Here is a 25,043-nt window from a genome sequence, read left to right as displayed (position 1 = left end):
CTTTATCAAGGGGAGGAAGCAATCTCCTCTTAAAAAAAGAGACTGTCCCTCGCCTAAAAGAAGCGGATCGCCGTGACGTTTTACCTTATCAATCCGAAGATCCTAAAAAAAGACAAAACCGGGGCATTATCACACCCCGATTCTGTACTATTTAGCAAACCCCTTGTCTTAATTATTTTTATTAAGGTAATAATCGATGAAACAGTTTTCTGGTTGCATCAACATACTTCGAATGCTTTCCTTTTTACCTTCTGGATATTTTGCACTTACCCGGTCAGCCACCTTCCAGGAAAAGGGAAAACTCTCCCCTAGTTTCCAAAAGCTCCCCGGCATTTCCTTTGAGCCACTCTGGCCTCTGGTAATGCTCTTCCCAGCCTACTTCCCGGCATGCGCCCAGCAGAAAATAGACTGAAAAGAAGTAAATCAACTTTTTAGTCATTTTGTTTTGGTTTTTGTTAATTATGGGTTTTGATTTTTTCGCTCCTAGTAATTCTCAGAGAAACAATCAGTTATTAAATAATTTAAAAACTACACTTATTGGTTTTTTATTTTTCCAAATAGCTCTTTAGCGAAATATTAGTTGTAAGGTAATGAGGTGGTGAATTTTAACTGATCTGTACTGGTCTGTTACGACCACACAGAACGGGTAAGTTTGTATTTTTCATTTATTTTATTTAATTATAGTAAGTATTATATTTGCCAATTTACATATTATTTTTGCCAAATTAACTCAGGTAATATTGTGACTATGAAACATGGATATCTACGGGTATTTTTTAATAAAATACCAATTCACCATTCCACTAATATTTTTGAGCTATTGATTTGAATTACTACCCAAGAATTTGACGAATTGATATTTAGGGTTGATAAATGTAAGACCAAAGTAAAAATCAGGTCCAGATAATATGATGTAAACCAATGGGTTAAAAATAAAAAAATGTATGGAGCCAATTGTCAATGGGCCACTTTATATATACAGGGGAACCCACTTTTTTCCTGCCTTTAAAGAAGGGAATAAGAAGTGACATTTTTTCTCCCTTAAACCCCGGTTAATTTCCCAACATATTACTTATTGTTGAAAAATTGATTTGTTCCCCCAGTTTTTCAAGTTGGTCCAAATAAGTATAAACTAACCCTAATATTGCATTAGAGATGGTCGGGGAGCTTGATAGAAAAAAATTATGCTAATAAAAAAGTCTCCATGAGAAAACTCATGGAGACTTTTAATAATAAAATTATCGGATTACCTATTCCCTGGTCAACAGGAAAATATTAGGAAAGGAATTCATAAAACAGGAATATTCATTCTAAATAAATTCGGACTATCCTGTCTTTGGGTTATGTAGATTCTGGAAAACATGCCTGACGGCAGTTTGAAGATCCCGTTCTTTAATTTAGAAATTGCTCGCTTAATAGCGCTTATTTTTTTAAACAATTAAATTGATTAGTGATGTTGTTCACCTCTTTTTTTTCTTTTTAAGCTATCCGCTGGGTAATTAGATTTTAGGTAGGACATTTGTTCCTTAGCCCAAGTAATCAAGCTGGTCTTTTCCTTGTCAGAAAGGCTAGCCTCCGGATGCAATCCCAAGTAGGTATAAGATTCCAAGGGCATTTCATTTTCTTCGATCACTTCCACAATTTCTTCAAATTGATGGTTTTGATCGGCAATGGACAAATTGGTGAATTCTGAGAAGTTTAAATGCTCTTTTCCTTCTTCAACATGACCATTTAACCACCAGCCAACTGGTTGGACATGGGCATAAAAAGGATAATTTGTCTGGTTAGAATGACAATCATTACAAGCATTTTCCAGAATATGACTTACCTCATCAGAAATGGCATACTTAGTGGAAATATTTGCTTTTTGATCATTAGATTCATTTTTATCGGGCTGAAAAAACTGAATAATAATAAGTACGATGACTAATCCAGTTACAATTTTTTTAAGCATGGGACTATTGGTTTCTGGTTTTTAATTGACCTAAATGAAACCTCAAAGATAATGAATGAGATGGTTAAATGACATCCCTTGCCCTTTAGTTTTTTTAAATGGAAAAAACAGCCCATCAAAATAAAAAAATGCAAGACCAGTGGAAAGATGGTACAAGGTCTTGCATTTTAAAACGCCTATTAATTCCAACCTGCGAAGCAAGTTGGAAATATTGACACCGATTATTCCACTTTAAATATTTCCCTTCGCCCCCCTTTTACCAATTCCATGTATCCCTCCATAGCTTTTTCCATTTCAGGGTTTCTTTCCCTTGCCATGTCAAAATATAATTTTAAATCTTCCACCTCAATTTCCAGGACCACAGTCCAGTAAGTGGAAACGGTGTCGGTCATTATCCGGACTTTAAAACCAGATTGCTTAAAAGATTCGAATGATTTTTTAAATTTTTTCACCAACTCTTTGGCCTTCCCTGGCTTGGTGTTGAAAATATCTCTTACAACATACATAATGGAAAAACTTAATCTTGAACAATAAACTTCAAAATGATTTCATGGATTGGCATCCATGCTTTAGAAATCACTTTAATTTCCAAAAAGTGATTTACCGGCTTCATCCCCTTATGGCAAAAGGGAAAAATAAATAGAATAAAGGCAGTGGGTTGGTAATTTATGTGGACGAAAGTAAAGAGGAATTAGTTGTTAATGGAACCTGTTTTTTTTTGATATTACCCCAGTACCCCTATCCCCTCCAGTTGACATTTCAATGCAAGGAAGTAAGTGAGTTAAATTGTCCCTCCTAAGACGTAAAAGAATACTAAGATTTCTTTTGCTTAAACTTAGCACCTTCAGCGTCTCACCGGGATTTTTTTTAGCTTAATTACATTGGTTTACACTAAGTAAGGGTATTGAATTAATTAAAATCATCTTCATCCAAATCTCCTTCACCTGGTGCTCCCAAATCAAACATGCTACTGAAAAGGTCTTTAAACTGCATTCCAGTATCCAGCAGTTTTTTACTCAATTGGCTATATTCGGCCAGACCATGGAGGACAAATTCCATATAAAATTCCTTTTCTTGATCCGGTAGTTTTTTGACAAAATTGGTGGTTATTTTTTCAAGGCCAGGGACCATATGCAAGGTCTTTTTATACTCCTTATCACTTTGGGAAGCAAGAATATCTAAATGATTCCCTTCTCCAAACCAAGAAAGTGGTAAAACATAAGGGTTGCCTTCTTTGTCCTTTTTCTTTTGCTCCGGGGTAGGAAAATATTCTGCAAAAAGGGTCCTGACAGCTTTTCCAATCAGGTTATAGGCAACAAGACCTGCCCCTTCCTGTTCTCCTTCATAAACCAACTCCACCTTACCTGTAATGGCAGGGATGATACCTATAAGATCTGCTATCCGAACTACAGTTTGCTTCTCATTATTCAGGTAAATTCTTCTTTCAGCGGCAGAAAGCAAATTTTCGAAAGCAGTAATGGTCAACCTTGCGGACACTCCACTTTTTTCATCCACATATTCACTGTGCCGGGCCTCTATGGCCACTTGCTCAATCAGGTCTTTCATTAGTTCTGGAATATAGATTTGTTCCAGAGGTTTGCCTTCCACCTTTGCCTCCTGTGCAGTGATATGTTTCCCTATTTCTATGGTTTTTGGATAGTGGGTAATGATTTGGGATTCTATCCGGTCTTTTAGCGGGGTAACTATGCTTCCCCGGTTGGTATAATCCTCAGGGTTGGCAGTAAAGACAAATTGGATGTCCAGGGGTAATCTCAATTTAAATCCTCGGATCTGAATATCCCCTTCCTGGAGAATATTAAACAAAGCCACTTGAATCCTCGCTTGAAGATCCGGTAATTCATTGATCACAAAAATAGAACGGTGCGATCGGGGAACCAATCCATAATGGATAACGCGTTCATCACTATAGGACAATTTCAAGGTAGCCGCCTTAATGGGATCCACATCCCCAATCAAGTCGGCTACTGAGACATCCGGAGTAGCCAATTTTTCGGTATACCGATCATCCCGGTGCCACCAGATAACAGGTGTATCGTCTCCTTTTTCTGTTATTAATGATTTGGCAAAGGCAGTCAATGGCTGCATGGGATCATCATTCAATTCGGATCCTTCCACCACAGGGACATATTCATCCAACAAGAGGGTCATCATTCTGGCAATACGGGTTTTGGCCTGCCCCCTAAGGCCAAGAAAGTTTATATTATGACGCGAAAGAATGGCCCGTTCAATGTCTGGGATCACTGTATCCTCAAAGCCCCAAATCCCCTCGAAGACATTTTCTTTCGACTTGATCTTTCGAATGAGATTTTGCCTGAGTTCCTCTTTTATGGATTGAGGTTGGTAACCAGAGGATTTCAGTTCACCCAAAGTTTTAATTTTCAATAATTCTTTAGGCTTCAATTGCTGGTATGTCATGCTCAAAAGCGTTTAGTTCTGTTTCTTCTATAATCTTCAAAAATCAAATGGCCAAGCCCTTTTAGGCCGCTGTAATAGGCGTTACCATTATTGGCTTTGGTAAATTCCCGGACAAATTCTTTCAGATAAGGGTCCGAAGCAATCATAAAGGTGGTGACTGGAATTTTAATTTTCCGACATTGGGCAGCCAGTTTTAAGGTTTCCTTCATGATCTTGCTGTCAATGCCAAAGCTGTTTTTGTAATATTTAATACCCACCTTAAGACAGGTAGGTTTTCCATCAGTTATCATAAAGATCTGTTTGTTAGGATTTTTCCTCCTCCTCAAAAGATCCATTGCCAACTCCAAACCAGCCACTGTATTGGTGTGGTAGGGACCTACCTGAAGATAAGGCAAATCTTTGATATCTATTTGCCAGGCATCATTACCAAACACAATGATATCCAAAGTGTCCTTGGGATATCGGGTTTTGATCAATTCGGCCAAAGCCATGGCCACCTTTTTTGCAGGGGTAATCCGGTCTTCCCCATAGAGAATCATGGAGTGGGAAATATCAATCATCAGTACCGTACTGGTCTGGGTCCGGTATTCATTTTCGGTCACCTCCAGGTCATCTTCGGTAAGCAGAAAATCTCCCGAAAAACCATGGTTCACCTGGGCATTTCGCAAGGAATCGGTCAGGGCAATCTGTTCCATATTGTCCCCAAACTCGAATGGCCGCCGGTCTGTGCCCCTTTCCTCTCCCTGTCCGCTATGGGTGGTTCGGTGTTGGCCGCCTTTCCCCCTTTTGAGTTTACCAAATATTTCCTCCAAAGCCCTTTTCCGAATGGACTGTTCCGATTTCCCGGTGATTTTAAACGCTCCCTTTTGGTTCTCCTCGGTCAGATAACCTTTATCCTTCAAATCATCTATAAAATCTCCAATTCCATATCCTGGGTTGGTAAGACCATACCGATTATCAAGGTTGGTAAGCCAACTTAACGCTTCAGCCACGTCTCCTCCGGTCATGGTAACTAACTGCAGGAAAATCTCCAACAGGTTTTCGAAGGTATTTTTTTCCGGATCTTTTTGCGGGGTAAACTGTGTAAATCTAAATCCTTTCATACAAATGAAATAACAAGAATGAAGCTTGGGTAGTTTAGAAAACGATCGAATTTTAATTGAGATATTTCCAGTATCAATTCATTCGTATTTCCAATCATTCTTTTTAATTTACGAAGATTGAGGCTTTATACAAGGAGCCAAACCTTTCCCAGTGTTAGATTTTCAAAAATGCCATTTACAAAAAAAGGGAAGTTTGTTAAATTTGAATAACATCACATTGTCATAAAGATGAATAAGACCATCAAAATAACCGGAAAGGTACAAGGCGTATTTTTTAGAAAGAGTACTCAGGACAAGGCCATTGAATTGGGCGTAAAAGGATGGGTGAAAAATGAAGCCGATGGCAGTGTTCTCACGGAAATCGAGGGTTCCTCAGAACAGCTTCATGCAATGGAAAAATGGCTAAAATCCGGCCCGGACAGGGCAGTTGTAGAAAACCTGGAAGTCCTGAAAGAAGGGGAAAGTAAAGGTTATAGGGAGTTTGAGTTTAAATATTAGAGGAGATAAGCACATGGGCTTAATATAGGAAACGGGGTTTAGCCTTGAGTTTTTTATTTTAATTAGCCATTAAATACTCGGGGATTCGATGTTTTTTAATATTCTAATTGAAAGTCAATAGTTGAAACTACTCTTCCTATTTTTATTTCTGGCGTATTTTGATCTCCATCATCTATGGTTAATTAGCCTTGCAATTCTAATTTACCCACTTTAGAATCTGAGTCTCTAGTAAATTTTTCCGCAACCACCCTTGCATTTTTGGTAGCTTCTTCGATCATGGAAGGTTTTATGTCATTTAATCCAGTAAAAATATACTCTATGGGTCTCCAAGTATTTTTTGATTCCAGGACTATTCCTTTTGAAATAAGTTCAAGGGACTCAGAAATAGGTTTTTGAAGTCTTTCTATGTCATTGGTTCTAACGGTAAACTCTGATTTAGGTAAATACCTGAATTCGCTCCCTTGTTGATTAGAATTGGTAAATATTCCCTCGGGCATCGCTAATATTTGTACTCCCTATACTCAAGTCACTTTTGTCAAACCCTTGTTTGATGAAGAAATTATAGACCTCATCATTTTGTGACTCAAGCTCACGTTTCAACTGTTTGAAATTATTTCCTGGAAGTGTAATATTTATAGGCCAAACTGCTAAATCGGCTCTTACCCCACGCTCTGAAAGACCTTTTACTTGAACATACCTGCCATATTTTTTTCCGGTTTTATGCATATTACCCATCAGGTAATGCTTCAGTGCATTTAGTAATATTGAACCTGATAGGTTAGATAAAGCCAAAATGGAAAATGGTATTTATTAAGATTACTCCTTCTTAATACCATAATTTAGATGACAGGAAGGAGTTTGTCAATCAGCCCTTATGCGATTTTTAGCTTTAATTCCCCTTTTCTCTTGATGATTTTAAGTTCAAAAAATTCATTGATAAAACTTTTGCACCTGTTTTCAGCAAATTCGGCCCTGCTTTCTGAATCATATAAAACCGTCATCCTTAGCATGGTTTTAATATAGGATTCATGACATCCCAATTCCCTGACCCAAAGCACAAATTGTTCTTCCCAATCTTCCTGGTATTTTTCCAAATGGGACTTGCCGTCAAATAAAAATTCCAATTGATTGGAGCCAAATTTAAAACGGTATATTCCGGAAAGCTGTTGGTAAATAATGCTGATCCGATTTTTTGGAAAGGAAGTTGTCCGGACAATCTGACTATAAGTATTGTCCATTAAGCCCAAAGGGTTAAAAAACCGGGTATAAGAAGCTTTTAATTCTGAAACCATCACTTCAAGCAATCTCTCCTCCATGGAAGTTTGCGCCTGACGTAAAATATAATTCTTATCTAATGGGAATAATTTCTGGATCATGATGGCTTTCAAATGACGTTGCAAATTACAGTATTGTAGGTAAAATGAAAAGTAAAAAATCACCCATTTTATATTAGGAACATTAATGATGAAATGATAATCCAAAGAAAAAAGCCCGGCTGCAAAAAAGTACAACCGGGCTGATTTTTTGGGGGTTTTAGTTAACTACCGGTACCGGGTTTGATCGTTTGTCCAAAGAAAACAGCATTGAGAAAGAGTTTATTGGTACCAAACCAAAACGCCCTGAAGTTTGGATTGTCAATAAAACCAATCACCTTGCCCTTCCCTAGGGTATGAACTTGAACTACTGCCGTATTTTTCATTTGCTCCAGGTTTTGGTCATGAATATACCCACTGGCCAAAGGGTTTTGGTCATAAACCATGGGGTTGGCAAAAGGATTTTCGGAGGGCTTCAAAAACAGATTATTGTTTCTAAAAGAAAAAATCTCAGGTTCTGAATACCCATAACCTATAGGGTGGGTGTTGTCCAGCTTGGCTTTAAAAATTGCCCCACCTGTAACCCGGGCTCCTTTTTCCTGATCAAAGGACGCATAGCTCTTTTGCAAGGAACTATCAGTTTCGACTTCTTTCATAAATTTAAAATCAGCTATCCTAGGTTGATTAAGCCACTCCAGACTTTTACCAGTTGCAATCAAGGTCCCACCTGAATTGATCCAGGATTTAAGCCCTTTCATATCATCCAGTTCCCGGTAATTTCCTTTTGGAAGAATGATCACATTATAACGGTTAAGGTCAGCTTTGTCAAAGCGGTCAATTGGTAGAAGGGTAATGGGCATTTCCATTCTTTGGTCCAATAAATGCCAAATTTCTCCCGCCTGTGTAGCGGAAATGCCTTCACCGACCAATAGGGCAACTTTAGGTTTTTTGATGACTTCCATTTTAGGAGAACCCAAATCGATTCCGCTTGTGTTGCCAGTTTTTAAGCTATAGATGACCACTCCAGTTTCCCGGGCAGCTTCCTGCAGGTCTAGGAAAAATTCCTGGTCGCTGGCAGCTTTTTGCCCTTTTCTAACTAAAATGCTACCCCGCATGAACCGGGTTTCAGGATCCGTTTCAAAGGGAAAATGGCTGACCTGGACTTGATAACCTTTTTCCATTAACTGGTAAACCGCTTTAGGGGAGTAATATTCTTTCCATTCAAAAGCATAAGCATAAGCCCCGGGACTTCCTACTACCCTGCCTCTGGGAAGATTAAGAGGGCGAATGACTTCCTCAACGCTGGCCAAATTCAGAATTCTACTGTTCAATGCCATAGATTCAAGGTTAAAAGCCATAGGTAGTGTCCAAGCCGAAACATCATAAAACAAACTATCCTGAAATTCTGTCCTCTCCTCAAACATCCCTTTTACCAATCTGTACTGGCCCTGGTCCAAAGGAACAATAAATGCCTGATCCGCTTTAAACTCCACATTGTTGATGGTAATATCTTCCTTTAAACTGAAAAGTTGGACTTTATGCCTTTGGATCAATTGGGCCAAGTGAAAAGACCTTCCTTTGTCATCTTTGGAGCCAAAGATATAGGCTTTATTGGCATCCGCATTGGCATCGGTAGCGGCATCGATATAAAAATCCCGCATATATTCATTCAATTCCACCCGCATGTCCCTCGCTGCCTCAAAGGAGGAAAGGGAAACTGTAAATTGGTTTCTTATGGCAAAAGGAAACGACAAGGGACCATGAATGCTTTCCTGCAAATGCCCTCTGGCCGATGCTTGCTCAAACAGGATTCCAATGGCACCCTGGACATCCGGGTAAGTCGAGCCTTTTCCATAGTAAAAGTCATCAAAACTTTCCTCGCTATAATACAAGGAACCAATTTGATCCAAATACCTGACGTGGTATTGGGCTATTTTTTTGGTCAATTCAATGTTCTTCCTGGGCGTCAAAGGGTGGTTCCTGCTGGGAATCCCCGGTTGGAAAAAGAAGGTTTTATTGGTGCCCATTTCATGAAAATCTAGCACCAGGTTAGGTTTCCAATCCTGAATCATGGCTATTCTAGCCTGAGATTCAGGGTGTTGAACCGGTAACCAATCCCTGTTGAGGTCAAACCAATAGTGATTGGTTCTTCCCTTTGGCCAAGGCTCGTTCAATTCCCGGTTTAAGGGGTCACCATTCATGTTTTTACTTTTGTTGGCATTGACCCAAGAGGCAAACCGATTGATCCCATCGGGATTAAGGGTGGGCTCCATCAAGATGACCATGTTCTTTAGATCATCCTCGATTTCCTCAGCTGCAGCAAAATGGTAAGCAGCCAATAGGGAAGCATTCACTCCGCTGGCCTCATCGCCATGGATTGAATAGCCCATATAAGCTACCACAGGCATATTTTGTATAATCATATTTTCGGACTGCCCAGGGTCCCTAAGCAGGCTTCTTTGGGATTTTATCTCTTCCAACCGGCCCATGTTATCCGGATGGGTGATTGTAACCCAAAAAAGTGGACGACTTTCGTAAGTCCTTCCAATAGTCTCCAACTTCACCCTTTCAGATTTTTCCGAAAGGATTTTCATATACCTATAAACCTGTTCCGGACTGGCATGCCATTCACCTATCTGAAAACCCAAAACTGATTCCGGGCTTGGGATTTCAGGATTATATTCAAATCCATCTTGGAGGTAATAATCCAGGCTGACCTGAGCACTGGCTTGGATAGCCAATAAAAAGAACCAAAGAGAAAATATCTTTTTCATCATAGCAATCAATTGTTTCCTCCCTTTAATAAAAGGAGCATTTAAAAGCTTAAAAAATTTGTATATTTCATTGGGTGTAAAATTAGGAGATTGATTTATACTTTTATCCCCATTTATCATACAAATTGAAAATTATGTTTGGACTTGGGGCCATTGGCCTTATCATATATGTTTTCACCATCTTTGATGTGATCAGAAGCAGATTCCACAGGGACACTGATAAGATTGTTTGGATTTTGGTGGTGATTTTGCTACCATTATTGGGTACTGTTTTATGGTTTGTTATTGGAAGAGGAAAATATAACCTATGACCCATTTTGGTATAAATGGATTACTTTTTTCCATAAATATCCATTAAGGCCTCGTTCAAATCCACATGTTTAAACTTAAACCCTGCACTAATAATTTTGTCAGGAGAAATATGATTTCCACCAAGCACCACTCCAGCCAATTCACCCAAAAACAATTTCAACGCAAACCCAGGAACCGGTAGGGGAATGAAAGGCTTCCCCTTTATTCTGGAGGCTACTTGAGTAAAAGCTTTATTGGAAGCGGGGCTGGATGTAGCTGCATTATAACAACCTGAAACATTCTTTTCCTCTAATGCAAACTGATACAAATTGACCAGGTCCTGAATATGGATCCAACTCATTATTTGGTTTCCGGACCCAACAGGAGCAGTAATTGGAGGTTTTAGAATTTCTTCTAATGCCCCACCGTCTCTATCCAATACTATGCCAGTTCTCAAGCACACTGTCCTTGCCCCCAACTTTTCAAATTGAAGAATAGTTTCCTCCCATTTTTTAGCCACCTGGGCCAAAAAGTCGTTACCAGCCGGACTATCTTCATTGAGAATTTGGTAGCCGTTGTCCAACCCATAATAATTGGCACCACTAGCAGAAACCACCACCTCCGGTCTTTTTTCCATGGCCCTAAAATGGTCAAAAAGCAACTGGGCAGTATCAACCCTGCTATCCAAAATTTGTTTTTTCCTAGCAGGTGTCCACCTTTTTTCTGCAACCCCTGCACCTGCCAAATGAACTATGGCATCGCACCATTCAAGGGCTTTTTGGTCCACTTTTTTTTCCGTTATATCCCAAAAAAATGATTTATGGGAGTTTTGGTCTGGAGTTCTACTTAGCCACGCCACTTGATATTGGTTTGACTCCAGTTGTTTGGTGAGTTTTTGACCTATCATTCCAGATCCACCTGTAATCAGTATATTTTTCATATTCCCTTTTTTGCTTTAAACTAATTCCATAGATATAAGTTAAGAAAAATACTATATATTTGCCCCCAGGTGATGGGGTACCACCTTTAACCGCCCTGATTTTTCAGTGCTGATGACTCCTGTTTCAACTTCAAATAAAAATTAATTTGGTCATCAATATGTTGGAGAAGATACGGGAACTCATTCATTTCAAAAAATTTTTAAAACTTGAATTTTCACCTAGTGTTTTATACACCCTCAAATGGCTGATTCTAGCCACCTTAATTGGATTATTGATCGGAAGTGCTTCAGCTTTCTTTTTGATTGGCTTGAAATGGGCCACTGATTACCGTGAAGACCACCTTTACCTGATTGCCCTCTTGCCCCTTGGGGGCTTGCTCATTGGCTGGGTATATCATCGATTCGGGGAATCAGTAGTTAAAGGAAACAACCAACTATTGGATGAATTTTACAGACCCCTCAACCCGATTCCATTAAGAATGGCCCCCCTGGTGCTTTTTGGAACCATAGCCACCCATTTGTTTGGTGGATCCGCAGGACGTGAGGGGACAGCAGTGCAGATGGGCGGTGCAATTGCCGATCAATTCACAAAATGGTTTAGGCTAAAAAGGCATGATAGGAAAACCGTTATCACCCTTGGTGTGGCTGCTGGTTTTGCCTCCGTATTTGGTACCCCATTGGCGGGAGCCATCTTTGCATTGGAATGGCTGATTGTGGGTAGAGTAAGATATGAAGCTATTTTACCCGCCTTTTTAGGTGCTTATGTGGCTGATTATGCTTGTGAAGGAATTTGGGCAGTGCATCACACCCCTTATCATATCCCCATTATTCCAGAATTGAGCCTGGAAAATGTTTTTTGGATTATTCCCGCAGGGATCGGTTTTGGACTAGCTGGACGGTTATTTGCCAAGGCCACCCATTTTTGGGCGGCAATATTCAACCACCAGGTCAAGTACCCACCATTAAGGCCATTTATCGGAGGCATCCTCGTGGCTTTATTGGTGTATCTGGTTGGGACTACAAAATATATTGGTTTGGGAGTACCCACCATTGTTGAGGCTTTTTCTTCAGACCTTCCCTGGTATGATTTTTTAGCCAAGATAGGTTTTACCTCCCTGACCTTGGGAGCCGGGTTTAAAGGTGGAGAAGTAACTCCCTTGTTTTATACAGGGGCCACCTTGGGCAATATGATGTCCGGATTTATCCCTCTTCCCATGGCTTTGTTGGCAGGGATGGGGTTTGTAGGGGTTTTTTCAGGTGCCACCAATACCCCCTTATCCTGTACCCTGATGGGGATTGAACTTTTTGGAGCAGAATCTGGGGTTTATATGGGCTTGGCTTGCGTGGTGGCCTATTTATTTAGTGGTCATTCCGGAATTTATGGTTCACAGGTCATCGGGTCGCCTAAACACCGCTCTCTGATTAGGAGCAAGGGGAAAAGCCTAGGCAAGCTGAAATGAACCTCCCCAGAAAGACCACTAATAAATGAAGTAATTGTTTATCAAATTTTGTTGTGACTTTGGGTTTGTCAATCGAAAGAAGAGATTTTATGACTTATAAAGATCCCCTATCAATAAAACTAAAGATATTAGGAACAACCTCCTGTTTATCCTTTTTGATCATATAAGCAGCAGATTCACCCATCAATTCAAAATCGGTGGAAAAAACCGTTATATCAAAGAGTTCCTTCAATGGGGTATCATTATAAGAAACAACCCCAATGTCGGTCCCAATCTGCAAGCGCAAATCCCGGGTTTGCTGCACTAAGCTTACCAAATCATTTTCATCAATGAGGATATAGGCATCCCTAGGCTGCAATTCCATTTCCGGATAAATCTTGTCCAACACCTCCCCATCAAATTTATGGGTGTTGCAAAAATTCAAAAACCCTTGCTTAATATCATTGGGATAGGGGTAAATGTTATTATCTGGAAAAACCAGGATTAACTTTTCATATTTCTTCAAGCGGTCTTTGCTTTCCTCCAATGCCCTATAAATATCCATTTTGAAATCCTGATAAATGCAGGCAACATCATCTCCCATTTCCGGGATATGATTATCCATTATCACCAATTTTTCCTTAGGAATATTTTTGAGGCAGGATATTACTTCTTCATCACAACTGGTATGCAGGGAATTTTCATCTTTAAAATGAGGCATGACCACAAAATGATCATAGGCACCTGCATTTTCTTCCAAAATATTGACCAGCAACTTAGGATCGCAATGGTAAATCCTCAAATCCACCTGGTGATCTGAGCCCATACTGTTGACAAAGGTATTGTAAATGGTCAGTTTGTAATTGCTCAGTTTGTTAAGGACAAAAAGTACCTTGCTATTAGTCGTATTAACGGTTTTGTTAACGTAAAAACCCTTGCTGACCACGGAAGTAATGATTTGCTTTTCCCTAAGTTGGTTGTATGCTCTTACGACCGTATCCCGGGAAAGATAATATTCTTCACTGATGTCATTAATAGAGGGTAGCTTGTCACCTACTTTAAGGTAACCTTTTTCAATACTGTGAATGATGGAATCAACAATCTGTTGATATTTAGGAATTCTGGATTCACTATCAATTTTCAATAAGGGGCAGCTAGCAACTAAAGTCATATTTTAAAAGGTTTGGTTAAAGATCCAATTGCCCAAAAATCAGGTGTTTCTTAAGAAGAAAAGACCCACAAAATATTTGAACAATAAAATTTGACAGTTGATAGCTTAGGGTTAAATGGGTTTATCCTCAGCCCTCCATTGGTATTTGAATGAGCTGAATATTTTTTTATAGTAACCATCACGTTTTGATGGAAATTGTTTTGAATTAAGCTTTAAACAGAATAAAATCCTATTGCCGCCAATCCGTTTGCAATATAAAAATTGATTTTTTAAAAGCCATAAGAAACTTTTCTTTTTACAAAAAACACAGGTGGGCTTTTTTGTAAAATTTGTATTTTAATCAATGTAAACTTATGTTTTACAATGAAATCTTGCGGTTTGTTTTGCTCTAATTAAAGTTTTCAGATGAAAAAATACAATTTAAATATTTTACCAAAACCCTTTAAAAATAGATTAAAATAATCCTTGGATCCATTTATGGCTCAAATCCAACCATTGATATGCATTACCTGTTTTATCTTTATCTCCCTTGCCATATCCATGGCCTCCCTTTTCATAGAGGTGAAGTTCTGTTTTTACCCCCATTTGGTTCAAAGCTTTTGCATAACGGATGGAGTTATCCGGGAGAACAGCTGTATCATCCCAGGAATGAACCAGAAAAGCGGGAGGAGTTTCTGGACCTACCTGCATTTCATTAGAAAAATAAGTTTCCCACTGGGTATTCAATTTATCCCCTAAAAGACTCTTTCTGGACCCTTGATGAGTAACAGAAGTATCCATGCTAACTACAGGATATATCAAAATGCTAAAATTGGGCTGAGTACTGATTTTTTTTCCTGCACCAGGTTCACCATGAACAGAAACAGAAGAAGCCAAATGACCTCCTGCAGAAAAGCCCAACACCCCTACTTTTTCAGGATCAATATTCCAATTTTCTGCATTTTCACGAATATATTTTAGGCCGGCTTTTGCATCCATTAATGGGACTTCCCATGGCTTTTCCAACAACTCCTTTTCAGGAAGTCTGTATTTTAAAACCACAGCTGTATATCCTCGCTGTTGATACCACTGAGCGATTTCATGCCCTTCATGCTCAATGGCTAAAATTTGATAACCCCCTCCAGGACAAATCATAATGGCCATGCCATTTGATTTTTCATCTTCAGCCCTGTAAATGGTCAATTCGGGGATGGATACCCGGTCAACTCTTCCCCCATGCCCCATTACGTCTTTAGGAAGCATTTTTTTGGTCAATGGGGCTTCTCCTTTGTATAAAGGGACAGTTTTTCTTTGGGAATAGGATAAAAATGAAATACTGATTAATAGGCTTAGGAGAAATATTCCTCTTGTATTCATAGGTCAATTGGGTTAAAAAAAAGAAATCTTCCCAAAAGGTAATAGCTCCAAAAACTTTTTCCAAGAACTACTCCATTTAGGGAAGATTCTAAATATAGCTTAAGCTGGTGTTTCCTCTTCTTTTTTATTCATCCATCTGGGTGCGGTGACAAACCAAACTACCGTACCGATAAACATCAAAATTTTACATTGGTCGGCTGTGATAACTTCCTTGAAAACAAAAAAGGAAGGTAACAGGGTCATCAACAAACCTAACAGGGAAAGTATTTTAATTATGGTTTTCATGGGAACAATGGTCTTTTATTCAGGAAATCTGGACTTCTTTTTTTGATTCTTGGTTGGAACTGGCAGTCTGCAAGCCAGGTTTTTGGAAAATTTTGCTGGCGACAATGTAAACCACCACTGCCACAAACCATCCCGGCAAGCCAAGGAAGAAAATATCAACTCCTGCTCCTAAGTTCAAGGCCAAACAAAAAGCCAGAGTAACTGCCCAGGTTAGCCCCACTGCACTGTTGAAAGACCGGTTGCTCACCTCGGCATAATTTCTTTTCAAACCGAACTTTTCAAGTCCATAAACATCAATGAAGATTACTGCTCCCAGGGGCATAAGGATCAAGCCATAAAGGGCAACAAATTCAGAAAGCTTCATTACCAGGGCAGGAAAACACGCGGCAAGAGTGGTAAATCCTCCAACAACCAAGGTTACTTTCCAAGTCTTCCATTTTGGATTGATGGACTGGATGGCCAAACCAGCCCTATATAAGGTTGGATTGGCAGTGGTCCATCCTGCAATTATCACACAGATGGCACCTGCAATTCCCACGGCACCGTAGGCAATAGGTCCTGGGGCGAAAGTTGTACTATTGTTAGATTCTAATAAAAAGAGGGAATAAAGGATTCCGGATGCCATCCAGGCGACGTAGTGCCCGAGAAAAACCCCTGTTGCCGTTGTAAATCCAGCTGTCCATTTTTTTGCATATCTCATTATGGACATATCTGCCATACCTATGTGCATGGCCATATTACAAAACCAGGCAAAGAACATAATATGCCAGAATGTATATTTGCTTTGCCCCTCCAAAGGAACCCCTGTCCATATGGTGCTTTCAGCAACTGGCCAAAAATCTCCGAAAGAAGTAACGCCCAGTCTAGGCAAGACAGCAAAAGCTGCCGCTATAAATACCATAATCATCCATGGAGCAGCCACATTGGCAAATTTGGTAACCTGTTCGAAACCAAACATAGCAACTAATGTAGTAATAGTACCTACCGCCAAAACGGTCACCACCCAGCCCAAACTGTTAGGGTACAAATCGGTCAGGGAGGGCATGGTCATGTCAAAAGGGATACCCACAGCTGTTGCCGAAACGGCAATCATGGCCCCTGCCAGGAAACAGAACAACATGGCATTGACCACATTATAAACCAAGGTAAATTTACTTCCTGCAATTTTTTCAAGTTGGTAATATAAAGTGATCCGTGTTTTCACGGATATTTTCGCGGTCAAAAAAGCCCAGCTTAAAACTGCAAGGATATTGCCAATCAACAACCCAGTGACCATATCAATGGCACTAGCCCCATGGGCAACAAATAGTGGCCCTAAAACAAATTCAGTACCCGCAGTATGTTCTCCTGCATAGGTACCAATAAAATTTTTCCAGCTTTTAAGTTTATTTTGGGGAATAGGCTGGCGTTCGTATTCATTGACAGACTCCAGCTTTTGTACTAAATTCTTTTTCTCCGACATGATGACTAATCGTATTTTGGGTAAACCTAAAAGTACAAGAAGGACACGGAAGATCTGTCCTGTACTATACTGATAAATAGGTTGTGTGGTGCTTTATATGGATCCTCTGTCAATAAAATTAAAGACGTTTTTGACCACTTCTTTTTTTCTTTTTTTGATCATATAAGCTGCCGTTTCCCCCATGACTTTAAAATCCGTGGAAACTACAGTAATACCTAAAAGTTCTTTGAGCGGGGTATCATTGTAGGAGATTACCCCAATATCTTCACCCAACTCATAATTTTCTTCCCTTACCTGCCTGATCAAATTGACAAGGTCATTTTCTTCAATAACTATATATGCGTCATGAGGCATGAGGTCCATTTCTGGGTATATGGTATTTAGGACTTCAAAGTCCATATCATATTCAACGCAATATTTTTTAAAGCCCTGCTTGATTTCCTGAGGGTAAGGATACAGGGAATCTTCCGGATACACTAGAATAAGCTTTTCATATTTTTGAAGTCGGGCAGAGCCCTCCTTTAAAGCCTTATAAATATCCATTTTGAAATCCTGGTAAATGGAAGCCACTTCATCCCCCAAGTCGGGCATATAATTATCCATAATGATTACCTTGTCAGGAGAAATCCTTTTAAGACAATCTATCACTTCCTCATTATAACTTTGGTGATGGGAATAATCATCTTTGAAATGAGGCATGATAACGTAATAATCATAAGCCCCGATATTCTCATTCAGTAAATTCAAAAGGGATTTTGGATCACAATGATAGATATTCAGGTCCACTTGCGCATTGGTCCCCAGGCTATTGACAAAAGAGTTATAAATCCGAAGTTTATAATTGCTCAATTTATTTAAAAGAAAAAGTATTTTGACCTGGGATTGGGACACATTTCTGGCCACGTAATAGCCTTTGCCTTTAACCGAAACGATGATTTTTTTCTTCTTGAGAAGGTTATAGGCCTTTTCGACTGTATCCCTGGACAGATAATATTCCTCACTGATTTCATTGATGGAAGGAATTTTCTCCCCAACATTTAGGCTTCCTTTTTCAATGTCCTCAATGATGGAATTGACAATCTGTTGATATTTTGGAATCCTAGATTCCGGATCAATGCGGATAACAGTCTGGATTTCGATCATTTGGGGTTTTGATTTTATTGCGCAATCGATTGTAATTTAACAATAACTTAAGGAATTTTGCAAGAACCGCTCCAATTTTCATTTTTCCTGCTCAATTCAGTTAAAAGATTGAAAAGGTAACTACCTATTTTTATTTTAATGCGTGCAGATTTATTGTTCTTAAATATAGGTTTATTTTATGATAATTGTTTTTCTTAAAATATAAGTTTGGGAGATGTTTTGATTTATTTTTCCAATAAAGAAAGGGGATAAAAAGGATAAAATTTCAATTATTAAAAAAACAGACCTTAATTTGAGCAATCGATTGCACATTTGGTTTTCGGTCGATTTTGTAAAAAAAATGACATTAGTCAAATAAAAGGCCAATTTACATTCCTTGCAGTGGAATCAATTGGCCTTTTGGTGTTTATAGGATTAGCCCTTTATTAAGGAACTTGAATATTATAACCTTTCAAGGTTACCGGACCTTCCAGACCGGAGGGCATCACCTCCCACCCTGAAGCATCAAAATCCTGATAATCTATATTGACAAAATTGATCTCATGGTAATTTCTCCAGGAAATCCCCTCTTGATCCATATATCGGATCCTGTTAGCCATTAGGTTGGCTACCTCTATTTGGATTTGATTTTCACCATTGTCCAAGTAATCGGTGACATCTAACTCGTAAGGAATGCTCCAGGCATAACCCGCCTCCTGGTTATTGATAATTACCTTAGCGGACTCATGGACTTTCCCAAGATAAAGGATGTATTTCTGGCCTTCTTTTTTATCCAGGGTAAATTGTGCCTTGTAAAGGCCCTGCCCTGAAAAATGTTCTGCTGCTTCATCCCCCAAAGCCGTCCAGGGTTTTATTTCCTTTAGTTCCTGTGACTCAAGAAGCATTGGTCCTCCACCAGTAAATTTCAGCGTCCATGGGCCTTCCAATTGAATGCTTGATGTCTTTTCTCCTCGGTAAGACCAGGGATTGATGGATACATCTGAAGAATGAAGCGCTTGCAAAATCAATGCCTCACCAGGCAACATCTGCACTTTGACCTGAGTTTTTCCATTTTGCACAGAACTTTGGGCTTGGCCGATTGCACCATCTTGAGGGTCCAACAGCATCACCCTGTCTGCTTCCATATTGAGTTCAATGGACTGATTGATCTCTTTTGGTGTGTGGTTGACCAGGAAGTAATACTTGTCCTGACCTGATGCCCTTCTGATAAACTTCAACCCAGTATCTGTAAGCGTTTCCCTTTCAATGCCTTCATTTTTGAGGCTGTTTTGGACCTGATCACTGAGGATGATTTTCCCCTTACCTACTTCCGCTATTTGCAGGTCATTAAATTCCAATTGTGACCAAAGTTGATCCAATTCATTTTGACGGGTGTTCACCTCATGAAATCCTGGAACTTGACCAGGTTTAGCTTGGAAAATCACTTTGGCACCATCCTGAGCCAGGTTAATTGCATTCCTTAGTGTGGTAACTGGCATATATTTCAACGAAGGGATGATCAATACCTTGGCAGAATTAGCCTGATCATGGGTTTTGATTCCCCCATTTTCAACCTTAGCACCTGCCAATAACTGATCAGAAGCAAAGTCTACCGAATACCCTTTTTCCATTAGCTCAGTAGATTGCTTGTAAAATTCCGTTGGATGCAGCCATTGATCAATATGATGGACAGAAATCATTTTAAACATATTCCCCTCCTCTGACCATACATCATAAACCGGCCAATACATGATAATTTCATTGTCGGGTTTCCCGGACTGGAGTACGGATTGACACCTCGCTATGTAGTTGTTAATACTTTCAAAATGAGGCCAAAGACTGTTGTGTTCATTCAGGTTAAGGGAAGCATAAAATAACCAACCTGGAAAGTCAATATCTTCTGGACTGTAAGTAACACCATGATAAAAAACATGGTTAATACCTGCCAGAAACGCTTGCTCCACCTCAGGTTTCATTTGGCTGAAGGAAGACTTAAAGTGTTCACCAAGCCAAGTAAAGGTTTCGCAAGAAATCAGGTCTTTTCCTGCCAAATGCCCTGCTGAGGATGCAAATTTGAGCATAATAGGGTCCGGGTCCACATTTCTGATATCCGCACTGTCCCTTCTAAGTCCAGGAATGGGGAAATAACTGGAACCAAAAGTTTCACATTCCGGAATATCAACTGCCGCATATAGATCTAAAAGATTTCCCGGAGAACCATGGGCTTGATTTTTGGTCTTCTTACCTCTGTTATGCGCCCATTCTGTCCAGTTTTTTGTAAAGTTTTCGAGCAATAGTTCATGGAGGGTCTCCCGGTAATCAGATTTGATGCGGGCCACTTTTTCGGAGGTCTCCTCACTTAACAACTCGGGGATATAAGGCTTTAGGTCATATCCCCTGCGACTTTGAAATTCTTCAAGGAAAGAAGCTGTAAAGTTGGCTCCATATACTTCAAAACTGTCATTATAAAAAGCCCTGATATCCGGAATGTTTCCTCCAAAGGCTTTTTCAAATTCAGAAAGATAATCCTCCACAGCCATTTTGGAATAGTGGTCCAGGGTATACCCTTTTCCACCAGGGGCAGCTCTTTTTACTTTTTGACCCGTTTTACCATTATAGATGGCCTTTATATTCCAGGAACCCTCCGTCTGCCAGATAAGCTGACCACCTTCTGACACCTCATCGGTAATCTCCATGACTTCTCCATTTTCTCCATATGCCATTACGGCCAATAACTGTGGAGAAAATTCTTCTCTGCTTTCGATATCCAGGTTCAAGTCTTTTTCAAAAGTACCTGGACCTACAAAATCATAATCTTTAACCACCAGTTTGGAGGCAGCATAGGCAGGTTCCACAAATGGACCACCAAAAGGCCAGCCAGTACCTTGGGTGAGATCAACGCCCATTCCAAGGCTATCTGCCACCTTTGTAGTAAAATGCAAATGTTCCAACCATGGGTCGGAAAGGAACTCAAGGTATCTTTCTTCAAAACCTTTGGCACCATAAATGGGGGCAATTTCCACTCCACCAAGGCCAGCATCTTCATAGGATTCCAATAAATGCCGGGTGTTTTTTTTGTCCACCGCATTTCCCATCCACCACCATCGGGTCCAGGGTTTGGCTTCCCTGGTGATTTCAGGCCAGGTTCCTGGCTTAATAGCAGAGGATTCCTGATCCTCCTGCTGGGACTGGCAGCCAAGGTTTAGCAGGCCCAGAAGGAAAATCAGGAAAAGGATTCTTTTTTTTAAGGTCATTATCGGGATAATTTGGTTTAAAAGTCAAAGTGTAAATACTTCCTTGAGGGGAACGGTTACCGGGGAATTATCCTTATTAGTTTCCATGATGTCCGCCATATAAGCCCACCATCTCTGGACAATTTCTGTATTTCCCAAATCCTGAGAGGAACTCTCCCCTTTTACCGTTTGCACGGCAAAAAGGGTTGAGGTTTCCTTATCCAGGTAAATGCTGTAATCCTGCACTCCGCTGTCTTTTAACAGCTTGACCAGCTCAGGCCAGATTTCCCGGTGTCTCTTTTCATATTCTTCCTCATAGCCAGGAAGTAATTTCATTCGAAAAGCAAATTGTTGGCTCATTATTTAAGGGGTTTCCTGTAACAGACCGAAGTAAAAATACAAAGTTCTTTTTATTGGACCACCTACTTTATTATCATCACCTTGAGGACCATAAACACCTGCCCTGGAAGTTATTCCTAGGGCCAGTTTACTGCCAAGCCCAGGAATTCCATCCAGGAATGAAATATCACCTGTAGGCAGTTTTGGATAGGATGTTGGGCCGGAAAGACCATAGAAGTCAAACAACCTCACAAACAAATTGTCCTCAGAGGAAACAACATAAAACTTACCTTGGGCGGTATTGATTTCCATCCAGGCAATGTCACTAAAATATCCCTTAAATTCGGGATAATTCCAAGGAACTGCTCCTGTATGGGTGTCATTATAAAGGTTTTGATGAAGCCCAAATTGACCTTGAGGTCTGTTTTTCCAAACTCTGTATGGGCCATTTCCTAGCCATTTAGCACTGATCACGTTGGCCTCGGGGTAGTCAAAACTGATGCCCATATATGGATATTCTCCATCAGGCAATTCATACTCATAAGTTAGAGAAACCCAACCGTTAGGTTGAATAGTCCAATTGGCATATTTCAATGCACCTTCATATTTCACTTTAAACATTTGGGAACCATTCACCTCCTCATGGGTCACAGAGCTTACCGGACTGTCACCTTGGGTAAAAGTTGGTCCATTATTGAATGACAACTCAGGCCCGGAAGGTTTTTCGATTTTGCTTAGCTTTCCCGTTTCTTTATCAAAGGTAAGGGTAAACCCACCCCCACTGATGGAAACCATTCCATCTTTTTCTCCATAAGGTCCTTCTTTTCCCTGGGATTGATCCTCGATTTTGGTCATTAGTTCCTTTACAGGAGCAACAGGCCATGACCAAGTGTAAATTTCATCCCCGTGAGGATCAGTTGCCGTTAATCTCAATCCTTCACTTTCCTGCCAGTTTTGAGGTAAAGGGATTTGAATATGACCGGATTTGGTAGGGGCTACATCCGGACCCTCGAATTCACCGGAAGACAGAACCCTGTTGCCTGTTTGTGGGTGGGATGGCTGATGGTAATCAACCAATTTCCATTCAAACTTAACTTCTTTTAGGTTGTTGAAATGATATCTGTTTTCTAAATCTAAAGTTCCATCAAAATCAGCAGGTAATTTATCCAATTGAATTTTCACCGGGGAATAAATTTCCCTGATAGCAAATACACTTCCTTCTTTTTGCCTGAAAGGACCAACAAGTCCATCAGGAGCATTAAGCCGATTGACATCAATTTTATTGTGAATATCTGTTCTTACAATCCCTTCATCAGAAAGGACCCAAAGGAACCCACCACCAGACAATTTTGAATTCCACATGGCTTCCCAATAATCATGTAAACCGGAAGCGGCACCGCCATCATCCTGGCCATGCAGGAATTCGGTAGGAATATAGATCAGGCTGTCCCTATCTAGTAAATTTAGAAGGCTTTCATAATTTTCATAATGATTGGTATCGACACCATTGAAATCATTTCCTGGTCTATGATGGGCATGCAATACAGGTCTGTTGCTTGGGTCGTACATTAAGAAGTCATCATCCAATTCTTTATTGGTTCCTCCCTCATTTCCATTGCTCCAGAAAATAATCGAAGGATGGTTTACATCCCTCATCACCATTTCTTTCACCAATTTTTCACCAGGTTCTGTATCGTAAGCATTTTGCCAACCGCCCAATTCATCCATCACATAAAGTCCTAGGGAATCACAAAGATCCAAGAAGGAAGGATCCGGTGGGTAGTGGGCTGTACGCACTGCATTCATATTCATTTCCTTGATCAAAAGGATATCATTGAGGTCAATTGTTGGGTTCAGGGACCTACCTGTTTCAGGCCAGAAGCAGTGTCTGTTCACACCTTTTAATTTGATTTTGGTGCCATTGACATAAATGCCGTCTCCTTTTCTGATTTCAATGGTTCTAAAGCCAAATCTTTCCTTGCTGGTATGCAAAACTTCATCTCCATCTTTCAAGCTTAGGTGAAGTTCATATAGGTTGGGGGTTTCTGATGTCCAGGTTTTGATTCCTTCTACCTTTCCCTGGATGGTGGTAAGGCCGTCTCTGCTAACCCTGGCATCTAATATTTTGATGACATTTCCTTGCAGGTCGGTGATCTCCGCTTTGATCTGACCCCTTCTTGGGCTTTCTTCTGTATGGATTTCTGCTTTAAAAGAACCGTCAACTTCAGCGGCTATGGCCGTGTGAGCAATGTGCTCCTTAGGGAATGCCTGCAGGTAAACAGGTCTGAAGATCCCGCCAAAGATCCAATAATCTGCATATCTCTCTGCCCTGTTAACAGAATGATCAGAGGACATTTTGCTTACGGTAACTTCCAGTAAATTTTCCTCACCAGGATTCAACAAGTCGGTGATGTCATATTTAAACCTGTAAAAGGCCCCTTGATGGATTTCTCCAGCCGATTGGCCGTTTACTTTTACCTCGGTATCGGTCATGGAACCTTCGAAAACCAGTTCTACCTTTTTGCCATCCCAATCTGCTGGTACATCAAAGCTGTGTTTATACATGCCTTTTTCATCAGCAAATTCAAAAGACTTGCCGTAGGTTACATAATCCCTGCCATAGTTATAGGTACCAAAACCTTGTTGTTCCCAATGGGACGGAACTTCAATTTTGGTCCAAAAACCACTTTTTCTGCCGCCAGTACAGAAAAAATCCCAGATAACGGTATTTTCATTATCCGTACCACTCAAATACATGGTTTCCTTTTGCTGGGCAGATAGCATTTGAGGTAACATCAAAAGCCCTGTCAAAAAGGATAAAATAAGAGTCAAATTGACTTTAGGTTTTGCTTTTTCCAGTAATTTCAATTTCATGGGTTTAGGTTGTTTTAAAACAATTAATCAACTAAGGAAAAAAAATATCAGTTAAAAACTGTTATGGTCTGATAGGGAAGGACCTCTTTTTTGACCTATTAGTATTTTTTCATTTATAGTTTAAATCGGTGGGGTTTTCAATTAAAATCAAAAAATAACCGGTAAACATTTCTATTTGCCATACAGGTAAGTACATAACAGTTGGGCTATTTCTGCCCATTTCTATAAACATATTTAAAGTAAAAAAATAAAAGGAAAAACCATAAAATAGTTATTTATTATAAAATTAAGGTATTTTAAAACTAAAAAAGGATAACAATATATTTTGCAATCGATTGAATATTTAATGTTCAAATGATTTTGATCATAACAGTACAGGATAATAAAATTTAGTAATTGGGGTAAATTGGGACTTATCATTTCGAAAAAAAGCGCTTTAACAAGAAATGAACC

At 39.8% G+C, this 25,043-nt stretch carries 21 protein-coding genes and 1 riboswitch; of the genes, 3 read left to right on the top strand and 18 right to left on the bottom strand.

What is annotated here, in order from left to right; genetic code table 11:
* Nucleotides 1–274: 274 nt before the first annotated feature.
* The 5 genes from QWY93_RS09000 to QWY93_RS08980 form a co-directional block, all read right to left on the bottom strand.
* Nucleotides 275–439, bottom strand: coding sequence for a hypothetical protein (locus tag QWY93_RS09000; protein ID WP_290247875.1), 165 nt, complete (start codon nucleotides 437–439; stop codon nucleotides 275–277).
* Between the two features lie 1,008 nt (nucleotides 440–1,447).
* Nucleotides 1,448–1,954 (bottom strand): heme-binding domain-containing protein, encoded by a 507-nt coding sequence (locus QWY93_RS08995; RefSeq protein ID WP_290247874.1) that lies wholly within the window; start codon nucleotides 1,952–1,954, stop codon nucleotides 1,448–1,450.
* Nucleotides 1,955–2,175: 221 nt separating this feature from the next.
* Nucleotides 2,176–2,460 (bottom strand): hypothetical protein, encoded by a 285-nt coding sequence (locus QWY93_RS08990; RefSeq protein WP_290247873.1) that lies wholly within the window; start codon nucleotides 2,458–2,460, stop codon nucleotides 2,176–2,178.
* A 403-nt stretch (nucleotides 2,461–2,863) separates the two neighbouring features.
* Nucleotides 2,864–4,390 carry a P-loop NTPase family protein gene (locus tag QWY93_RS08985; protein ID WP_290247872.1) on the bottom strand — a complete coding sequence of 509 codons (1,527 nt, stop codon included), beginning with the start codon at nucleotides 4,388–4,390 and terminating at the stop codon, nucleotides 2,864–2,866.
* Nucleotides 4,391–4,392: 2 nt separating this feature from the next.
* Complete coding sequence (locus QWY93_RS08980) at nucleotides 4,393–5,493, bottom strand: vWA domain-containing protein (RefSeq protein ID WP_290247871.1); 1,101 nt, start codon at nucleotides 5,491–5,493, stop codon at nucleotides 4,393–4,395.
* 228 nt (nucleotides 5,494–5,721) lie between these two features.
* Between QWY93_RS08980 and QWY93_RS08975 the strand changes: the two genes are divergently transcribed.
* Nucleotides 5,722–5,991: an acylphosphatase gene (locus QWY93_RS08975; protein ID WP_290247869.1), complete on the top strand. Its 270-nt coding sequence runs from the start codon at nucleotides 5,722–5,724 to the stop codon at nucleotides 5,989–5,991.
* A 182-nt stretch (nucleotides 5,992–6,173) separates the two neighbouring features.
* On the opposite strand, the gene QWY93_RS08970 is transcribed toward QWY93_RS08975, so the two are convergent.
* The 4 genes from QWY93_RS08970 to QWY93_RS08955 form a co-directional block, all read right to left on the bottom strand.
* Nucleotides 6,174–6,488, bottom strand: coding sequence for a hypothetical protein (locus QWY93_RS08970; RefSeq protein ID WP_290247868.1), 315 nt, complete (start codon nucleotides 6,486–6,488; stop codon nucleotides 6,174–6,176).
* On the bottom strand, nucleotides 6,460–6,783 hold the full coding sequence (locus QWY93_RS08965) for a hypothetical protein (protein WP_290247867.1): 324 nt from the start codon (nucleotides 6,781–6,783) through the stop codon (nucleotides 6,460–6,462). Before QWY93_RS08965 ends, QWY93_RS08970 begins: the two co-directional genes overlap by 29 nt.
* An 80-nt stretch (nucleotides 6,784–6,863) precedes the next feature.
* Entirely contained in the window at nucleotides 6,864–7,367 is a 504-nt protein-coding gene (locus QWY93_RS08960; protein ID WP_290247866.1) for a hypothetical protein, read from the bottom strand.
* 161 nt (nucleotides 7,368–7,528) lie between these two features.
* Entirely contained in the window at nucleotides 7,529–10,081 is a 2,553-nt protein-coding gene (locus tag QWY93_RS08955) for a M14 family metallopeptidase (RefSeq protein WP_290247865.1), read from the bottom strand.
* Nucleotides 10,082–10,212: 131 nt separating this feature from the next.
* Between QWY93_RS08955 and QWY93_RS08950 the strand changes: the two genes are divergently transcribed.
* Complete coding sequence (locus tag QWY93_RS08950) at nucleotides 10,213–10,389, top strand: PLDc N-terminal domain-containing protein (RefSeq protein ID WP_290247864.1); 177 nt, start codon at nucleotides 10,213–10,215, stop codon at nucleotides 10,387–10,389.
* Nucleotides 10,390–10,409: 20 nt separating this feature from the next.
* On the opposite strand, the gene QWY93_RS08945 is transcribed toward QWY93_RS08950, so the two are convergent.
* The gene (locus QWY93_RS08945; protein WP_290247863.1) at nucleotides 10,410–11,309 is read right to left on the bottom strand and encodes a TIGR01777 family oxidoreductase; all 900 of its coding nucleotides are present in this window, start codon (nucleotides 11,307–11,309) and stop codon (nucleotides 10,410–10,412) included.
* A gap of 59 nt (nucleotides 11,310–11,368) precedes the next feature.
* Nucleotides 11,369–11,438: riboswitch (Fluoride riboswitch) on the top strand.
* 29 nt (nucleotides 11,439–11,467) lie between these two features.
* Between QWY93_RS08945 and QWY93_RS08940 the strand changes: the two genes are divergently transcribed.
* Entirely contained in the window at nucleotides 11,468–12,769 is a 1,302-nt protein-coding gene (locus QWY93_RS08940; protein WP_290247860.1) for a voltage-gated chloride channel family protein, read from the top strand.
* Nucleotides 12,770–12,863: 94 nt separating this feature from the next.
* Here QWY93_RS08940 and QWY93_RS08935 read toward each other — a convergent pair whose 3' ends face one another.
* From QWY93_RS08935 to QWY93_RS08900, 8 genes are all read right to left on the bottom strand, one after another.
* Entirely contained in the window at nucleotides 12,864–13,919 is a 1,056-nt protein-coding gene (locus QWY93_RS08935) for a GntR family transcriptional regulator (RefSeq protein WP_290247859.1), read from the bottom strand.
* A gap of 453 nt (nucleotides 13,920–14,372) precedes the next feature.
* Nucleotides 14,373–15,275, bottom strand: a complete 903-nt coding sequence (locus tag QWY93_RS08930; protein ID WP_290247858.1) for an alpha/beta hydrolase — start codon at nucleotides 15,273–15,275, stop codon at nucleotides 14,373–14,375.
* 99 nt (nucleotides 15,276–15,374) lie between these two features.
* The gene (locus QWY93_RS08925; RefSeq protein WP_290247857.1) at nucleotides 15,375–15,560 is read right to left on the bottom strand and encodes a hypothetical protein; all 186 of its coding nucleotides are present in this window, start codon (nucleotides 15,558–15,560) and stop codon (nucleotides 15,375–15,377) included.
* 19 nt (nucleotides 15,561–15,579) lie between these two features.
* The gene (locus QWY93_RS08920) at nucleotides 15,580–17,022 is read right to left on the bottom strand and encodes a purine-cytosine permease family protein (protein ID WP_290247856.1); all 1,443 of its coding nucleotides are present in this window, start codon (nucleotides 17,020–17,022) and stop codon (nucleotides 15,580–15,582) included.
* Between the two features lie 93 nt (nucleotides 17,023–17,115).
* Nucleotides 17,116–18,165: a GntR family transcriptional regulator gene (locus QWY93_RS08915; protein ID WP_290247855.1), complete on the bottom strand. Its 1,050-nt coding sequence runs from the start codon at nucleotides 18,163–18,165 to the stop codon at nucleotides 17,116–17,118.
* Nucleotides 18,166–18,590: 425 nt separating this feature from the next.
* A complete protein-coding gene (locus tag QWY93_RS08910; protein ID WP_290247854.1) occupies nucleotides 18,591–21,398 on the bottom strand; it encodes a glycosyl hydrolase in 2,808 nt (935 codons plus the stop codon).
* 24 nt (nucleotides 21,399–21,422) lie between these two features.
* Nucleotides 21,423–21,737: an L-rhamnose mutarotase gene (gene rhaM, locus QWY93_RS08905; RefSeq protein ID WP_290247852.1), complete on the bottom strand. Its 315-nt coding sequence runs from the start codon at nucleotides 21,735–21,737 to the stop codon at nucleotides 21,423–21,425.
* 3 nt (nucleotides 21,738–21,740) lie between these two features.
* The gene (locus QWY93_RS08900) at nucleotides 21,741–24,590 is read right to left on the bottom strand and encodes a glycoside hydrolase family 2 TIM barrel-domain containing protein (protein ID WP_290247850.1); all 2,850 of its coding nucleotides are present in this window, start codon (nucleotides 24,588–24,590) and stop codon (nucleotides 21,741–21,743) included.
* Nucleotides 24,591–25,043: the final 453 nt, after the last annotated feature.

It is taken from the genome of Echinicola jeungdonensis, from assembly GCF_030409905.1.
Taxonomy (GTDB): Bacteria; Bacteroidota; Bacteroidia; order Cytophagales; family Cyclobacteriaceae; genus Echinicola; species Echinicola jeungdonensis.
The sequence above is the reverse complement of the archived record's forward strand: the minus strand, read 5'-3'. Positions and strand labels throughout refer to the sequence as shown.

Excerpts from the sequence above, each read along its gene's own strand:
- QWY93_RS09000 (WP_290247875.1), bottom strand. The coding sequence starts at position 439 with ATGACTAAAAAGTTGATTTACTTCTTTTCAGTCTATTTTCTGCTGGGC.
- QWY93_RS08995 (WP_290247874.1), bottom strand. The coding sequence starts at position 1,954 with ATGCTTAAAAAAATTGTAACTGGATTAGTCATCGTACTTATTATTATT.
- QWY93_RS08990 (WP_290247873.1), bottom strand. The coding sequence starts at position 2,460 with ATGTATGTTGTAAGAGATATTTTCAACACCAAGCCAGGGAAGGCCAAA.
- QWY93_RS08985 (WP_290247872.1), bottom strand. The coding sequence starts at position 4,390 with ATGACATACCAGCAATTGAAGCCTAAAGAATTATTGAAAATTAAAACT.
- QWY93_RS08980 (WP_290247871.1), bottom strand. The coding sequence starts at position 5,493 with ATGAAAGGATTTAGATTTACACAGTTTACCCCGCAAAAAGATCCGGAA.
- QWY93_RS08975 (WP_290247869.1), top strand. The coding sequence starts at position 5,722 with ATGAATAAGACCATCAAAATAACCGGAAAGGTACAAGGCGTATTTTTT.
- QWY93_RS08970 (WP_290247868.1), bottom strand. The coding sequence starts at position 6,488 with ATGCCCGAGGGAATATTTACCAATTCTAATCAACAAGGGAGCGAATTC.
- QWY93_RS08960 (WP_290247866.1), bottom strand. The coding sequence starts at position 7,367 with ATGATCCAGAAATTATTCCCATTAGATAAGAATTATATTTTACGTCAG.
- QWY93_RS08955 (WP_290247865.1), bottom strand. The coding sequence starts at position 10,081 with ATGATGAAAAAGATATTTTCTCTTTGGTTCTTTTTATTGGCTATCCAA.
- QWY93_RS08950 (WP_290247864.1), top strand. The coding sequence starts at position 10,213 with ATGTTTGGACTTGGGGCCATTGGCCTTATCATATATGTTTTCACCATC.
- QWY93_RS08945 (WP_290247863.1), bottom strand. The coding sequence starts at position 11,309 with ATGAAAAATATACTGATTACAGGTGGATCTGGAATGATAGGTCAAAAA.
- QWY93_RS08940 (WP_290247860.1), top strand. The coding sequence starts at position 11,468 with ATGTTGGAGAAGATACGGGAACTCATTCATTTCAAAAAATTTTTAAAA.
- QWY93_RS08935 (WP_290247859.1), bottom strand. The coding sequence starts at position 13,919 with ATGACTTTAGTTGCTAGCTGCCCCTTATTGAAAATTGATAGTGAATCC.
- QWY93_RS08930 (WP_290247858.1), bottom strand. The coding sequence starts at position 15,275 with ATGAATACAAGAGGAATATTTCTCCTAAGCCTATTAATCAGTATTTCA.
- QWY93_RS08925 (WP_290247857.1), bottom strand. The coding sequence starts at position 15,560 with ATGAAAACCATAATTAAAATACTTTCCCTGTTAGGTTTGTTGATGACC.
- QWY93_RS08920 (WP_290247856.1), bottom strand. The coding sequence starts at position 17,022 with ATGTCGGAGAAAAAGAATTTAGTACAAAAGCTGGAGTCTGTCAATGAA.
- QWY93_RS08915 (WP_290247855.1), bottom strand. The coding sequence starts at position 18,165 with ATGATCGAAATCCAGACTGTTATCCGCATTGATCCGGAATCTAGGATT.
- QWY93_RS08910 (WP_290247854.1), bottom strand. The coding sequence starts at position 21,398 with ATGACCTTAAAAAAAAGAATCCTTTTCCTGATTTTCCTTCTGGGCCTG.
- rhaM (WP_290247852.1), bottom strand. The coding sequence starts at position 21,737 with ATGAGCCAACAATTTGCTTTTCGAATGAAATTACTTCCTGGCTATGAG.
- QWY93_RS08900 (WP_290247850.1), bottom strand. The coding sequence starts at position 24,590 with ATGAAATTGAAATTACTGGAAAAAGCAAAACCTAAAGTCAATTTGACT.